Origin of the sequence: Sphingomonas sp. PSPC2-2 (genome assembly GCF_049897725.1) — a bacterium.
Taxonomy (GTDB): Bacteria; Pseudomonadota; Alphaproteobacteria; order Sphingomonadales; family Sphingomonadaceae; genus Sphingomonas.
In genome coordinates this window covers 30,681-44,085 of the sequence record NZ_JAFCWU010000007.1, presented here as the reverse complement: position 1 = coordinate 44,085, position 13,405 = coordinate 30,681, and the positions used below count along the sequence as shown (strand labels likewise).

Annotated in this window: 13 protein-coding genes and 1 riboswitch; of the genes, 8 read left to right on the top strand and 5 right to left on the bottom strand. The window is 66.4% G+C overall.

What is annotated here, in order from left to right; genetic code table 11:
* Nucleotides 1-7: 7 nt before the first annotated feature.
* The 4 genes from cobW to ACP7BY_RS13460 all read right to left on the bottom strand — a co-directional run bounded on the left by cobW (nucleotide 8) and on the right by ACP7BY_RS13460 (nucleotide 4,037).
* A complete protein-coding gene (cobW, locus tag ACP7BY_RS13475) occupies nucleotides 8-1,045 on the bottom strand; it encodes a cobalamin biosynthesis protein CobW (RefSeq protein ID WP_033966154.1) in 1,038 nt (345 codons plus the stop codon).
* Nucleotides 1,046-1,225: 180 nt separating this feature from the next.
* A riboswitch (cobalamin riboswitch) is annotated at nucleotides 1,226-1,454 on the bottom strand.
* A 74-nt stretch (nucleotides 1,455-1,528) separates the two neighbouring features.
* The gene (locus tag ACP7BY_RS13470; protein ID WP_052192457.1) at nucleotides 1,529-2,587 is read right to left on the bottom strand and encodes a HoxN/HupN/NixA family nickel/cobalt transporter; all 1,059 of its coding nucleotides are present in this window, start codon (nucleotides 2,585-2,587) and stop codon (nucleotides 1,529-1,531) included.
* Nucleotides 2,588-2,709: 122 nt separating this feature from the next.
* Complete coding sequence (locus ACP7BY_RS13465; protein WP_033966153.1) at nucleotides 2,710-3,477, bottom strand: glutaminyl-peptide cyclotransferase; 768 nt, start codon at nucleotides 3,475-3,477, stop codon at nucleotides 2,710-2,712.
* On the bottom strand, nucleotides 3,474-4,037 hold the full coding sequence (locus ACP7BY_RS13460) for a helix-turn-helix domain-containing protein (protein ID WP_033966152.1): 564 nt from the start codon (nucleotides 4,035-4,037) through the stop codon (nucleotides 3,474-3,476). Before ACP7BY_RS13460 ends, ACP7BY_RS13465 begins: the two co-directional genes overlap by 4 nt.
* A 92-nt stretch (nucleotides 4,038-4,129) precedes the next feature.
* Between ACP7BY_RS13460 and ACP7BY_RS13455 the strand changes: the two genes are divergently transcribed.
* The 4 genes from ACP7BY_RS13455 (at nucleotide 4,130) to ACP7BY_RS13440 (ending at nucleotide 7,287) form a co-directional block, all read left to right on the top strand.
* Nucleotides 4,130-4,603 (top strand): DUF6456 domain-containing protein, encoded by a 474-nt coding sequence (locus ACP7BY_RS13455; protein ID WP_033966151.1) that lies wholly within the window; start codon nucleotides 4,130-4,132, stop codon nucleotides 4,601-4,603.
* A gap of 22 nt (nucleotides 4,604-4,625) precedes the next feature.
* Nucleotides 4,626-5,705: a DUF2855 family protein gene (locus ACP7BY_RS13450; RefSeq protein WP_137902429.1), complete on the top strand. Its 1,080-nt coding sequence runs from the start codon at nucleotides 4,626-4,628 to the stop codon at nucleotides 5,703-5,705.
* Nucleotides 5,706-5,742: 37 nt separating this feature from the next.
* Nucleotides 5,743-6,687, top strand: a complete 945-nt coding sequence (gene dapF / locus ACP7BY_RS13445; RefSeq protein WP_033966150.1) for a diaminopimelate epimerase — start codon at nucleotides 5,743-5,745, stop codon at nucleotides 6,685-6,687.
* 69 nt (nucleotides 6,688-6,756) lie between these two features.
* Complete coding sequence (locus ACP7BY_RS13440) at nucleotides 6,757-7,287, top strand: glycine zipper 2TM domain-containing protein (protein WP_137902428.1); 531 nt, start codon at nucleotides 6,757-6,759, stop codon at nucleotides 7,285-7,287.
* Nucleotides 7,288-7,321: 34 nt separating this feature from the next.
* Here the strand turns inward: ACP7BY_RS13440 and ACP7BY_RS13435 are convergent, their stop codons facing one another.
* Nucleotides 7,322-8,521 (bottom strand): carbohydrate porin, encoded by a 1,200-nt coding sequence (locus ACP7BY_RS13435; protein WP_033966149.1) that lies wholly within the window; start codon nucleotides 8,519-8,521, stop codon nucleotides 7,322-7,324.
* Between the two features lie 177 nt (nucleotides 8,522-8,698).
* On the opposite strand from ACP7BY_RS13435, the gene ACP7BY_RS13430 reads away from it, so the two are divergent.
* From ACP7BY_RS13430 to ACP7BY_RS13415, 4 genes are all read left to right on the top strand, one after another.
* Nucleotides 8,699-10,567, top strand: a complete 1,869-nt coding sequence (locus ACP7BY_RS13430) for a methyl-accepting chemotaxis protein (RefSeq protein ID WP_231565251.1) — start codon at nucleotides 8,699-8,701, stop codon at nucleotides 10,565-10,567.
* 166 nt (nucleotides 10,568-10,733) lie between these two features.
* Nucleotides 10,734-11,258 (top strand): hypothetical protein, encoded by a 525-nt coding sequence (locus ACP7BY_RS13425; protein ID WP_052192456.1) that lies wholly within the window; start codon nucleotides 10,734-10,736, stop codon nucleotides 11,256-11,258.
* Nucleotides 11,255-12,592, top strand: a complete 1,338-nt coding sequence (locus ACP7BY_RS13420) for a DNA-packaging protein (RefSeq protein WP_137902427.1) — start codon at nucleotides 11,255-11,257, stop codon at nucleotides 12,590-12,592. The genes ACP7BY_RS13425 and ACP7BY_RS13420 overlap by 4 nt, the downstream gene beginning before the upstream one ends.
* Nucleotides 12,593-12,671: 79 nt before the next feature.
* On the top strand, nucleotides 12,672-13,346 hold the full coding sequence (locus ACP7BY_RS13415) for a spermidine synthase (RefSeq protein ID WP_137902426.1): 675 nt from the start codon (nucleotides 12,672-12,674) through the stop codon (nucleotides 13,344-13,346).
* Nucleotides 13,347-13,405: the final 59 nt, after the last annotated feature.

Here is a 13,405-nt window from a genome sequence, read left to right as displayed (position 1 = left end):
GCTGGCCTCAGCCGACCAGCGCCGTATGCAACGCCTCACCATCGATATGGTCGCGCTCGGCAATGACGACCAGCGTGGTGCGCCGCGCTTCACCCGGCCGCCACGGACGGTCATAATGGTAGCGCACGCGCGTGCCGACCGCCTGGACCAGCAGCCGCATCGGCTTGTCCGCCACCGCAGCATATCCCTTCACGCGCAAGATCTGGTGCTGCTGCGCGATGCGCACGATCCGGGCAGCCAGATCGGCGGGATCGGCGATTTCGCCGATGTCGAGCACGATGCTGTCGAAATCGTCATGCTCGTGATCGTCGTCGCCATCGTGATGCGACGGACGCGCCGCGATATCGTCTTCGGCGGCCGCGCCAAGCCCCAGAATTACGCGCGGATCGACCACGCCGTCGGTCAGCTCGAGGATCGGCACCGGTCGCGGTGCCTCGGCGGCGATAATCGCGCGTGCCGCTGCCACGCCTTCGGGACCCGCCAGATCGATCTTGGTGAGCAGGACGATATCGGCACAGGCCAATTGGTCCCCAAACACTTCGGACAACGGGGTTTCATGGTCGATGCCGGGGTCGGCGGCGCGTTGCGCCTCCAGCGCTGCGAGATCGGGTGCGAAGCGGCCTGCCGCCACCGCCTCGGCATCGGCCAGCGCGACGACGCCATCGACGGTGATGCGGCTGCGGATCGCGGGCCAGTCGAACGCCTTCAACAAGGGTTTGGGCAGGGCGAGGCCGGAGGTCTCGATCAGGATATGATCGGGCCGAGGGTCGAGTGCCAGCAAGCGTTCGACGGTCGGAATGAAATCGTCGGCGACGGTGCAGCAGATGCAGCCATTGGCCAGTTCGACGATGTTTTCCGCAGGGCAATCCGGAATGGCGCAGCCCTGTAGAATATCTCCGTCGATGCCGAGCGTGCCGAATTCATTGACGACGACCGCGAGCCGCCGGCCGCCAGCGTTGCGGATCAGGTGCGTGATCACGGTGGTTTTTCCGGCCCCGAGGAAGCCGGTGACGATGGTGACGGGGATCTTGGAAAGATCGGACATGGTACATCTCCCCGCGCCAGGACGAACACAGGACGGGGCTTGCCGGCGCATGACCGGTCGGCGTGCGACCCGGACCGACGCGAGAGCGCCCATGGCCGCACGACCGTGCAGCCCCAGCCGCACAGTTTCGTCGCCCAGACGGAGAAGTACCGTGCCAAGACCATCCCCTGGATCTGGGCAAGAGCGACCGGTGCACTGGCAGGTCTCCTGGCTCACGGGTCACCGTTTGATACGCACCTTCCCAGATCCCCACTTGCGTGGCGTTCCAGTGGCTGCTCCCGCAAAGGGGAGACCTGCGCATCGCACTATCCGCTTACAGTTGCAGGGACAGCTGTGGATTTGGGAGCACGCTCCCGCACCACATTCCCATTCAAGCCCCTCGCGGGGCACCGGTGCGATCATGAACCCCCGGATTTCTCCGGAGAATTCGAGCACCGCTTAACCGAGTTCGCAGGCAATGCCAATGCGGCATGTTGGCCGGGTTCAGCCGGGCAGGCGGACCTCGATCTCGTCGAAGCGTTTCCAGCGATAGATGCCGAAGCTGACGATCCAGCACAGCACGAAGAGGCCGATGATGGCAAACCCGAGCGTGTTGAATTGCTCGCCCAGCCGTGCCGCCGTCTCCCACGGCCAGCCCGCCAACCCCAGCTTTCCGCCGATCAGCGCCAGCGCCTCGATGCCGCCGATCACGATCGCGACGACTGCCGACATCAGCGTGATGGTGATGTTGTAATAGAGTTTGCGGATCGGTTTGACGAAGGCCCATTCATACGCCCCCAACATGACGACCCCGTCAGCGGTATCGATCAGCGCCATGCCCACGGCAAAGAGCAGCGGCAGCACGAGGATGGTGCCGATCGCGGTGCCATCGGCGGCCTGCTGTCCGGACAGCCCGAGGATCGCGACCTCGGTCGCCGTGTCGAAGCCCAGCCCGAACAGGAAACCGAGCGGGGCCATGTGCCACGGTCGGTTGACTAAGCGGAACATCGGTCGAAACACCCGCGCCAAGATGCCGCGCCCGGCCAGCAGCAAGTCGATATCCTCATCGACATAGGCACCGCCCGCGCGGACATGGGCAAAGGTCTTCCACACCGCGCGCAGGATGATGAGATTGGTCGCCGCGATGGCGAACAGGAACCCCGCCGACACGATGGTGGCGACGGTGCCGCCAATCTGCTTTAGCACCGCCATGCCGGCGAGTGCGCTCGCCGTCAGCGCGACGGCCACCGACGCGATTGCGATGATCCCGGAATGGCCGATCGCAAACCAGAAGCCCGTGCTGACCGGGCGCTGGCCATCCTGCATCAGCTTGCGGGTGACGTTGTCGATGGCGGCGATATGATCGGCATCGACCGCGTGGCGCAGCCCCAGACCCCAGGCGAGCAGGGCGGTGCCCAGCATCAGCGGGCGTTCGTGAAACAGCGTGAACGCCCAAATCCACGCGCCGATATTCGCCAGGATCAAGATCGTGAACAACCAGCCGATGCGGCGGCGCAGACCATCCTGGCGGGGCGGGGACGAAGCCGACGGTGCGTGCGTCATAACCAACAGACCCTTCTCAACCGCTTGGGTCCCGACGCGCGGTCGCCCTTCAGACGCGCGCCGCCGCTACCGTCATTTCCTGTTGCATGGCAAGAGCCTGCCCAAAATCGCGAAGAGCCGGATCACGCCCCCTTGGGTCGCGCGATCTCGAACAGCGCAGGCCAGTTCTTGCCCGTGACGTAGAGCTTCCGCGCCGCGCGATCATACGCGATGCCGTTGGCAACCGAATCGGGGTCGGTCAGTTGCACCTGCGCGAGGAGCGGGGACAGGTCGATGAAGCCGAGCACCTTGCCGCTGACCGGATCGATCCGCGCGATATAGTGCGTCATCCAGATATTGGCGAGCAGCTCGCCATCGACATATTCGAGCTCGTTAATCTGGTCGAGCAAGCGGCCGTTGATCGTCACCGTCACGCGCCGGACGACCTTCTGAGTGGTCGGATCGAGAAAGCGCAACACCGGCGTGCCGTCCGACAGGATCAGCGCGTGCCCGTCATCGGTCATCGCCCAGCCTTCGCCGCTATAGCGGAATCCGCCGGAGCGCTTGAGACCCGGGAGCGACCAGCGAAACCCTTGGCCGCCATGCCAGGTGACGCTGAACAGTTGCTGTTTCCATGCAACGATGCCTTCACCAAACAGGCTCGGCGGCAATTTCGTCCGTGCCAGGACGCGGCCGCTTGCCAAGTCGACGCGGCGAATGTCCGATTGTCCCTCCCGCCCGGTGCTTTCGTACAGCACGCCGTGGTCGATCAGCAGACCTTCGGTAAAGGCGCTGGTGTCATGCGGGTAGCGGTTGAGGATCTGCGCCGTGGTGACGGGCGGCGGGGGTGCCGGTGGCGGAGCCGCGCCTTGCACGGCGAGGAGCGCGGCGAAGAGCAGGGTGCGGATCATAAAGCGCGAACCAATGTAACGGCGGTGGCGATCCATGGCGGATCGGTGACGACTTGCTGGCGGGCACCGGGGCCGAGCGGGAGAAGGTGGAGCTTCCCGTCCTCGCGCCCGATCAGGCGTGCGAACAGGAAACGGCCTGCCGGGCGCGGAACGAGAACGTCGCGGTTGAGCGCCTGGGCGAAATCTGCCGGTGGAATACGCACGCACCAGATGGTGTCGCCAGCACGATAGTCCCCCACGCCGGCCTGGACCGACACCGCGACATGCTCGGGTGCGGGGGCCGGGGGGACGACGGTCGCCGGGCGCTTGGGGGCATGCGCTCCGGTCGTATCGAGGATTGCGGCCACGGCGATGTCGGCGCGGTCGGGCAAGGTGACCAGATCGGCTGCGCGCACCCCCAATGCTGCGGCGATCCGGTTCAGCCAACCGACCGAGACGGTGCGCGTGCCGGTTTCCAGGCGACCGATCGTCTGCGCGGTGGTTGGCGGTATACACGCGCGCGCGACATCGTCGAGCGTCATGCCCTTGGCGCGCCGGACTTCGCGGATAGCGGTGATCATGCCAGCCTTCTAACCAAATTGGTTTTTTGCTGTCCTACATCCGTGGCCTCATGGCAACGCTTTTCGCGGAAGCGATGTGAGAGGAAACGGCGATGCGGGAACTGGTGGAGCGAGCGATCGAGGAATGCGGTGTGGTGCGCGGCGCGGCGACACCGCGCACGCATCGGCCTCGGCGCAGCGTCAGTGTGCATGTCGGCGAATCGCCGCTCAGCTGGCTGCGGGCGCATGGCAAGATCGATGCGCGGCAGTTCGAGGCGGGGGAGCGCTTGCGCGCGGACTATGAAATGGCGGCGCTCGCCCCGCGGGTGACGATGCAGTGGGCGGCACGGGTGGATGGCGGCGCTAGCGGGCTCGATCCGACACTGGCGCAGATAGCTGCAAAACGGCGCTTCGATGCGGCGATGGCCGGGCTTGGTGGCGGCTTGCGCGACGTCGCGTGGCGCGTGGTGTGTGCGGGCGAAGGGCTGCCCATCGCCGAGCGCGCACTCGGGTGGCCGCAGCGGGCCGGGCGAATCGTACTGACACTGGCGCTTGATCGCCTGGGCGATCATTATGGGTTGCGATGAGGTGGATCGTTGGGGGAAGAGGATGCCGATCAAGCGCGAAATGATGGTGCGGCGCGATGCGCTGACGCAGGTGGCGGTCAACGAGACGCTGGCCCCCGAGCCGGGCGAGGGTGAAATCCTGCTGCAGATCGAGGCGTTCGCGGTGACCGCCAACACCGTGACCTATGGCGTGGTCGGCGCGCAGATCGGATATTGGAATTTCTTCCCCGCGCCCGAAGGCTGGGGGATCGTGCCGGCCTGGGGCTATGCCCGCGTGGTCGCGTCGCGCGTCGCGGACATTGCGGTGGGCGAGCGGGTTTATGGCTTCCTGCCGATGGCGTCGCATCTGATCGTGCAACCGGGCAAGATTTCGGCCGGGCTGTTTCGCGACATGGCGGCGCATCGCCAGCCGATGAGCGCGGTCTACAACCAGTATCGGCGGCTCCAGGCTGACCCGGCGCACGATGCGGCGCGGGAGGATTTGCGGATGCTGTTCGAGCCCTTGTTCCTGACCAGCTTCCTGATCGAGGACACACTGCGCCGCGCGGGTTGGTACGGCACCGACACCGTCGTGCTGACCAGTGCGTCGAGCAAGACCGCGCTGGGCACAGCCTATGTGCTGCGCGAAGGCAGCCCGCAAATCCGCCGGATCGGTTTGACCAGCGCCGCGCATGTCGGCTTTGTCGAAAAGACCGGGCTGTACGATGCGGTGCTGGCTTATGACGCGATCAATGGTCTGGGGAGCCTCGCCGAGGCTGTCCTCATCGATTTTGCCGGAAATGCGGCGCTGTTGCAGGCAGCCTACGCTGCGCTGCCGGACCGGGTGGCGCAATGCCTGCGCGTGGGCGTGACGCATCATGACGCAGGTGGCGAAACCGCGCTGCTGCCGGACCCGAAGCCGGTATGGTTCTTTGCACCCAATGCCGCGACCGCGCTGATTGGCGAGATCGGGCAGGAAGGGTTCAATGCAGCCGTCGCGGCGCAATGGACTGGCTTTGTCGCCGTCGCGGCGGGGCTGATTCACGTCGAGCATGGCCAGGGCATCGAGGCGTTGCAACGTATCTGGCGCACGCAGGTGGCGGGGCAGGCCGCGCCGGATACCGGGTTCGTCGTGCGGCTGTAGCTATCGTCGCGCGGGCCGCCCCGCTAAGGCCACAGACATGCACATCGATTTCATCAAATGTCATGGTTCGGGGAATGACTTCCCCCTGGTGGACGCGCGCGCGCTGACGCTGGACGACGACAGCTGGGCACGGATCGCGGTGGCGCTGGCGGATCGGAACGGCAGCGTCGGCGGCGACGGGCTGTTGCTGTTGACGGCGGGGGATGCGCTCCACGCGATGGGCTTTCGCATGTTCAATTCCGACGGCAGCGAAGCCGAGACGTGTTTGAACGGCGTGCGCTGCGTGGCGCGTCTTGGGTTCGAGGCGCTCGGCATCGAGCGCGCGGCGATGCGGTTGCAGACATCGACGGTCGAGGTGTGGCGCGATCCTGACCTCGCACCGGGCGTGGCGACGATCCGCGAAGTGGCCGGGCCGGTCAATCTCGACGTGACGCAGTGGCCGATGACGGTGGGCGCGGAGCGGATTGTCGATGCGCCGATCCCAGCGCTTGGCAGCGCACGCGTCTTTACTGCGGTGGCGATCCCCAATCCGCATCTGGTGAGCTTCGTCGATTCGGTCGACGAGGCCGAACTGGTTGCGCTGGGCGAGCGGTGCGAAGCGGCACCCGCCTGGCTGCCCAACCGCGCGAACGTCTCCTTTGTCGAGCTACGCGGCGAGGATGCGCTGTTCGTGCGCACGTTCGAACGCGGGGTGGGGCTGACCGACAGTTGCGGCAGCGCGATGGCGGCGTCGACCTATGCCGCGTGCCTGACCGGAAAGTGTGCATTCGGTCGCAACATCACGGTGTTCAATCGTGGCGGACTCGTTCGCGCCGAGGCGAGTGCCGATGGTATGGTGCGGTTGTCCGGCAATGCGACCTTCGAATGGGCAGGATCGGTCGATGTCGATCTGGCGACACGGACAGCGGGCCCGGTCACGGTGACGCACCGTAGCGATGACGAGGTTGCGGCATGGCGTGGCGTGATCGCGGCCATCGCCTAGGCGGTTCCTTGTCGCAACCAAAGTCGCGGTGCATCGTTGTCGCGCCGTAACATCCAAGGAGTTCCCCCGATGAGCCGTTTTTTTCGTAGTGCGCCGATGCTGGCGGCACTGATCGCTGGGTCGTGCCTGGCGACTGCGGCCCCGGCGCTGGCGCAGAGCCCAGCCGACGACCAGCGCTTCCAGCAAGCGCAGCAGCGCTTCGATAACGAGCTTGCGGTGTTCCGCCAGGAATTCGACCGCTACCAGCGTGCCCGCGCGCGCGGCTATGCCCCGCCGCCGCGGCCATATTACGATCCGCGTGGCGATGACCGCGACGAAGGCGGTTATGACCCCGCACGTTATTATCGAGACGATCCGCGTTATCAGGAGCGCGTGCTGAGTTCCGACGACCGCGTCTACCGCGGCAGCGACGGGCAGCTCTATTGCAAGCGCAACGACGGCACGACCGGCTTGATCGCCGGCGCGGTTGGCGGCGGTGTGCTCGGCAACCTGATCGCGGGCGGGCATTCGCGCGGAGTCGGCACGCTGCTTGGCGCGATTGCCGGCGGCGTGGTCGGCAAGACGGTCGACCAGAACAATACGCAGTTGCGCTGCCGCTAACGTAACCGGCTGCTGGTGCCGGGCTGCTGCAGGATCAATGGCGACCGAAGGTCGCGATCATCCGCAAGCCCAGCACCAGCGTATCCCGATCGCCGCCCTCGGTGCAGGCGCGCCGGATATATTGCAGATCGGGCTGAATCGTCAGGAACGGTGCCAGACGATCCTGATAGGTGATCTCGATCCCGTTTTCGGCCGATGCGGCGCGTTCGCCGGTATCGGCCACATTGGCCCGATAGCCGCTCGACAGCAGCCCGTGGGCGAGGCCGAACGACAAACGGCCTTCGGGGCGGCCGGGAACGACACCCCGGATATGGGCCCCGATCTGAAACCCGCCGCGGAACGGTGTGGTCTTCCCCTCCGAAAGCCCGGCGCGCAGGAACAAGGACAGCGCGTGCGCATCCCCGCCCGCGATATGCTGATCGACCAGCAGATAGGCCCCCATTGCAGCGCGGTGGACCGGGTTGCCATCGACATCGATCACGCGAATGTCGTCCTGCCGCCGGGTGTAGCGCCATAGCCCGACCGCCAGTTTTCCGCCGCGCGTGGTTCCCGCCTCGGCGATGAGCAGCGCGCCGTCATGCATGGTCAGGTCAACGCCATATTGATCGCCGAGCACGCCCGCGCGCGCGTTGACCACGGCAGCGCGCGCATAGCCTGACGTACCGATCGTAACATTCAGCCGGGCCATCAACGCGGTCGAGGGAAAGATCGACGGACCATTAGGGCCAGTCGCGGCCAGTTCCGACCCCACGCCAAAGGCGGGAGCCATCAGGATCGCCGCCCCGTCATTCTGGTAGAAATCGGCGTTGAGATCGGCCAGCCCGACCAACAGCGCGGCGCGGCCTCCGGCGAAGGCCTGCTCGATCCACGCTTCGTAGAGTTTGATCCGGCCATCAGGCACTTCGATATTGTCGATCCCCTGCAGTGTGCCAGCAGCATCGTTGATGGCGCGGCCGTGATTGCTCAGCAGATGTACCCGGGCCTTCGCGCCGCGCCATCCGACCAGACGCGAGAGATCCGCGTCGGCGGTAAGTTCGAGATTGTCCAGAATGTCGGTCTGGCGCGCCTCGCCGCCGGCCGCGACGCCGATAAGATCGATGACATAGCGGCCGTCAAAGGTGATCGGACGCGGTTCGGGGGCAGCGGCGGCGCGGTCAGGCGCGTCCGATTGCGCAAAGGCCGGGCGACCGCAGAGTATCGTCAGAGCAACAACGGAAGCAGAGAGCCAGCGCATCGATCATTTCCCAGACGAGCCCACGCCCGTTTTCAAAATATAGTCTATTATAGGATGGCTGAGGGGACTTGTGGGGGACGCGAACTACTCGCGAGCGACCGGGCGACATGTTCGGTGACGCAATGCTTCGCTTCCACGGACGTTGATCATCGAGTCCATTTGAAGGGGTTGGCCAAAATGACATCCAATAATTTTAGCGGCGGCCTGGCCAAGATGTCGCTCGCTCGCGCGATCCGGATCGCGGGGGTCGCGCTGCTCAGTCTGATGGTGGTGAGCGGTGGCAGCGGGATTGCCGCCGCCTGGTTACAGTCGGCCGCGTTGGAGCGGCAAAACGAGGCGGGTGCGCTGCTTGCCAATCATGAACTGGCTGACATGATGCACGACGCGATCCGCAGCGACGTCCTCGCCGCGTTCGAATCGACCACGCCCCATAGCGGCATCAAGATGGACGATGTCGTGAAGGACTTTGACGAACATCTGAAAGCGCTGCGCGACGGGATCGCCGCCGACGGCAGTTACACCGGCTCCGCCGACGTTGCGGCCGTCACGACCAAATTGGTCGCGCCGATGGAGGCTTATGCGACCTCCGCGACGCAGATCATCGCTCGGATCAAGACCGATCCGACGGGGGCCCGGGCGGATCTTCCGGGATTTTTCGATCAGTTCCGCACTCTTGAGGTTTCGATGGGGAAGGCGTCGGACGCGATTACGGCAAATGCCAAGCAAGCGTCCGATTCCGGCAAGATCGTAGGGATCGTGGCAATGGTCGCGTTGATCCTGATTGTCCTGCTGGGCATCGCCGGGACCTCGGCGCTCGTAATGGCGGCTATCCGCCATGTTATCCGCCCGATTGCGGGCCTTGCCGACACGATGCGCGAACTCGGCGCGGGCAATCTGGGCGTCGCGGTGGTCGGGGCGGATCGCGCTGACGAACTGGGCGATATGGCGCAGGCGATGCTGGCGTTTCGCGACCAGTTGCAAGCTGCCGAAGCCTCGAAGCAGGCGCAGGCGCAATTGATCGTCGATAGTCTGGGATCCGGCCTGACTTCGCTTGCCGAAGGGGATCTGACCGTTGCGGTGACCGCTAACCTGCAGGCACCGTTCACCGCGTTAAAGGACAATTTCAACAGCGCGGTCAGCGGATTGAACGCGCTGATCGCGGCGGTGACGCAGAGCGCGTCGGCGATCAGCACCGGATCGGGCGAAATCGCACAGGCGAGCGAGGATCTCGCCCGGCGCACCGAAGGCAATGCCGCCAGCCTGGAGCAGACCACGGCGGCGATCGCGCAGATCGAACAACGGCTAAAAGCAACCGCCGCCGCCGCCGCGCGCACCGTGCAGCGCGCAGACGGAGCGATCGCCACCGTCGCCGGCGGGCGCGGCATCGCCGATGAGGCGGTGCAGGCGATGAACCGAGTGAGCGAAAGCGCCAAGGGCATCGACAGCGTGATCGAGGGGCTCGACAAGATCGCGTTTCAGACGCGCGTGCTCGCCATGAACGCGGCCGTCGAGGCGGGGCGGGCGGGCGAGGCCGGGCGCGGCTTTGCGGTGGTGGCGGATCTCGTTTCGGCGCTGGCCATTCGGGCAGAGCAGGAAGCAGGGCGTGCGCGCGACCAGTTGACCGCAACGCAGACCGACATCGTCGCCGCGGTCGAGCGCGTCCACAGGGTCGACGGCGCGCTCTCGACGATTTCCGGGGATGTCGGCGAGGTTCATATGCTCTTGGGCGAGATGGCAAGCGACAACACGGCGCAGTCGACCATGATCTCGGAAATCAGTGCGGCGATTGGGACGATGGACCAGGCAACACAACAGAATGCAGCGATGGTCGAAGAAACCTCGGCGGCCGCGCGCAATTTGACCTCCGAAGTCGCCTCGCTGGCGAATCAGGCTGCGCAGTTCACGATCGGGGACGCGGGGTCACCGCCGCAGATGCGGAGCTATGCAAAGGCGGCGCGCAAAGCGCCAGCCGGTCGATCGCGCACCTTGCCGGTCGTGGCGATAGTGACCAAGAGCGGCGCAGGTGACGATTGGGCGACGTTTTGAGGCGGCACGCTCCGCGATAACCAAATAGGCACAAAACGGCTTGACATCGCGGCGCTGTTTTGGTACATAAAGAGAACGATGAAGAATTGCGAGTCGGCCCCTCGGGGTCGGCCAACGGGCCGGGGCGGCAACGCCTTTCGGCCCGTTTTGCTGTGCGGAGGGCCGAATGGACGGGATTACGGCAGGGAACAATCGCGTACTGCAAGTCCGCCGGTTGCGCTCGGGCGGGTTCGACAAGGCCAAGCGCAAGCGCTTCCTCGATACGCTGGCGGCGACGTGCAACGTAACGTCGGCGGTGCGGGCGGCGGGCGTGGCTCAGTCGAGCTGCTATCGCGCGCGGATGCGCGATGCCGCCTTCGCGGCGGCGTGGGAGGAGGCGATCGCCACCGGCTATCAACGGCTGGAGGAGGCGCTGCTCGATTATGCGCTGGCGCGCGTTGTCGGTGAGACGCCCGACCCCGCCGCCGCCGATCCCGAGGCGGTGGCGCAAAGCCCGATCACGGCGCTTGCCGAGCGCACCATTTCGGCCAGCGATCTGCACTTCGCGGTCGGCTTGCTCAATCGGCAACGCGCTGCCGCCGAGGGAAAGATTACGCTCGGGCGCGGGGTGAAAATGGCGTCCCCGGCCGAAACCGACGCCGCGCTGCGGCGCAAGCTCGATCAGCTCGCACGGCGGATGGGGTCGAAATGAGCGAGCGATATTCCGGCGCGCAAGCGCGGGCGCTGATGCTGGAGCTGGCGCGCTTGCCGGCGGGCGTGCGCGAAACAGTGCTGCGCGACCTGACCGCCGCGCAGCGGGCCGAACTCAATTGGAGCTGGGAGCGCTGGACGCAGGACGGGCAGGAGCCGCCCGCCGGCCCGTGGCGGGTGTGGCTGATCCGCGCCGGGCGCGGTTTCGGCAAGACGCGGGCGGGTGCGGAATGGGTGAGCGAGATCGCGCGCACAATGCCGGGCACGCGGATCGCGCTGGTCGGCGCGACGATCGAGGATGTGCGGCGCGTGATGATCGAGGGCGAAAGCGGGTTGATCGCGGTGGCGCGGCCGGGCGAATCGGTCGGCTATCGATCGCGCGGCACCGAAGTCGAGTTTGCCTCCAAGGCCCGCGCGACGATCTTTTCGGCGAGCGCGCCGGAGAAATTGCGCGGGCCCGAACATGCCGCCGCCTGGTGCGACGAACTCGCCAAATGGCGCAATGGCGATGCGACCTGGGACAATCTGATGCTGGGGATGCGGATGGGCGACGCCCCGCAAGTGGTGGTGACGACAACGCCGCGCCCGACTCCGTTGCTGCGCCGGATCATGGCGCTGGAGGGCTTGGCGCAAAGCGGTGGGAGCTCCCACAAGAACGTGTTCCTACCCGAGAGCTTTCTGGCGGCAATCGAGCGGGCCTATGGCGGCACGCGGCTGGGGCGGCAGGAGATTGCGGGCGAGCTGCTTGCCGATGTCGAAGGGGCTTTGTGGACACACGCTCAGTTCGATGCGGCGCGGGTGGGGGTTGCCCCGGCATTGGTGCGCACGGTGGTCGCGGTCGATCCCCCGGCCGGGACCGACTCCGGGCGCGGCGGCGATGCGTGCGGGATCGTCGCGGTCGGGCTCGGGCGTGACGGGCGCGGTTATGTGCTGGAGGATGCAAGCGTGACGGGATTATCCCCCGAAGGCTGGGCGCAGGCGGTGGCGGGGTGCGCCGCGCGGCACCGCGCCGACCGCGTGATCGCCGAGAAGAATCAGGGCGGGCGGATGGTGCAGAGCGTATTGCTGGCAGCGGACGCCAGCCTGCCGCTGAAGCTGGTCCATGCCAGCGACGGCAAGGTCGCGCGCGCCGAGCCGGTGGCGTTGCTGTACGAGCGCGGGGCTGTCTCGCATGTCGGGGTGATGCCCGAGCTGGAGCGGGAGTTATGCGGGTTGGTGGTGGGTGGCGGCTATCAAGGGCCGAGCCGCTCCCCTGACCGCGCCGACGCCTTGGTCTGGGCGCTGGGCGAGCTGCTGCTCAAACGGCGCGGCGGCGGGCGGGTGCGGGGGTTGTAAGGTAGGACGGTTTCACCGGCATGGCGTCCGTTCGTCGTGCGCGCTAACGCCGTCCCCTACGACAGGAAGGACGAACGTCATGGTGCCCCGCGAAAGGATCGACAGTGCGCGCATTCCCGGCGGCGATGAAATGACGCTGTACCGGCGCGGCGACGATTTCATGATCGTGGTCGATCGCAACGAATTGATGAGCACGCGGATGAACGGCTCGGAAGAGGCGCTGGGCACGATGGCGTGTGCGCGGATCGCGGGAGTGGCGGCACCGCGCGTGCTGATCGGCGGGTACGGCATGGGCTTTACGTTGCGCGCGGTGCTGGGCGTGGTCGGCCCCAAGGCCGAGGTGACGGTGGCCGAACTGGTGCCCGAAATCCTCGCCTGGGCGCGCGGGCCAATGGCGGCGGTGGCGAAAGGGTGCCTCGACGATCCGCGCGTGCGCGTGGTCGAGGCCGATGTCGCCGAGGCGATCGCTGTGGCACCGGGTGGTTATGACGCGATCCTGCTCGATGTCGATAACGGGCCGGACGGGCTGGTGCGCGCCGAGAACAACCGGCTTTATGCGCCGCGCGGGCTGGCGGTGGCGCGCGCGGCGTTGCGGCCGGGCGGGGTGCTGGCGGTGTGGTCGGCGGCACCAGATGCGCGCTTCGTCACGCGGTTGAAGAGCGCGGGCTTTGTCGTCGAGGAAGTGGCGGTGAAGGCGCGGCAGAACGGCAAGGGCCCGCGCCATGTGATCTGGTTCGCGAGGCTGGCGGGGTAGGCATCTCGCCTCCCCTCCCTGGAAGGAGCGTTGGGTGAACAGCGCCCCGCGCTGTTCAG

Coding starts and splice junctions, on each gene's coding strand:
- cobW (WP_033966154.1), bottom strand. CDS start 1,045: ATGTCCGATCTTTCCAAGATCCCCGTCACCATCGTCACCGGCTTCCTC.
- ACP7BY_RS13470 (WP_052192457.1), bottom strand. CDS start 2,587: ATGACGCACGCACCGTCGGCTTCGTCCCCGCCCCGCCAGGATGGTCTG.
- ACP7BY_RS13465 (WP_033966153.1), bottom strand. CDS start 3,477: ATGATCCGCACCCTGCTCTTCGCCGCGCTCCTCGCCGTGCAAGGCGCG.
- ACP7BY_RS13460 (WP_033966152.1), bottom strand. CDS start 4,037: ATGATCACCGCTATCCGCGAAGTCCGGCGCGCCAAGGGCATGACGCTC.
- ACP7BY_RS13455 (WP_033966151.1), top strand. CDS start 4,130: ATGCGGGAACTGGTGGAGCGAGCGATCGAGGAATGCGGTGTGGTGCGC.
- ACP7BY_RS13450 (WP_137902429.1), top strand. CDS start 4,626: ATGCCGATCAAGCGCGAAATGATGGTGCGGCGCGATGCGCTGACGCAG.
- dapF (WP_033966150.1), top strand. CDS start 5,743: ATGCACATCGATTTCATCAAATGTCATGGTTCGGGGAATGACTTCCCC.
- ACP7BY_RS13440 (WP_137902428.1), top strand. CDS start 6,757: ATGAGCCGTTTTTTTCGTAGTGCGCCGATGCTGGCGGCACTGATCGCT.
- ACP7BY_RS13435 (WP_033966149.1), bottom strand. CDS start 8,521: ATGCGCTGGCTCTCTGCTTCCGTTGTTGCTCTGACGATACTCTGCGGT.
- ACP7BY_RS13430 (WP_231565251.1), top strand. CDS start 8,699: ATGACATCCAATAATTTTAGCGGCGGCCTGGCCAAGATGTCGCTCGCT.
- ACP7BY_RS13425 (WP_052192456.1), top strand. CDS start 10,734: ATGGACGGGATTACGGCAGGGAACAATCGCGTACTGCAAGTCCGCCGG.
- ACP7BY_RS13420 (WP_137902427.1), top strand. CDS start 11,255: ATGAGCGAGCGATATTCCGGCGCGCAAGCGCGGGCGCTGATGCTGGAG.
- ACP7BY_RS13415 (WP_137902426.1), top strand. CDS start 12,672: ATGGTGCCCCGCGAAAGGATCGACAGTGCGCGCATTCCCGGCGGCGAT.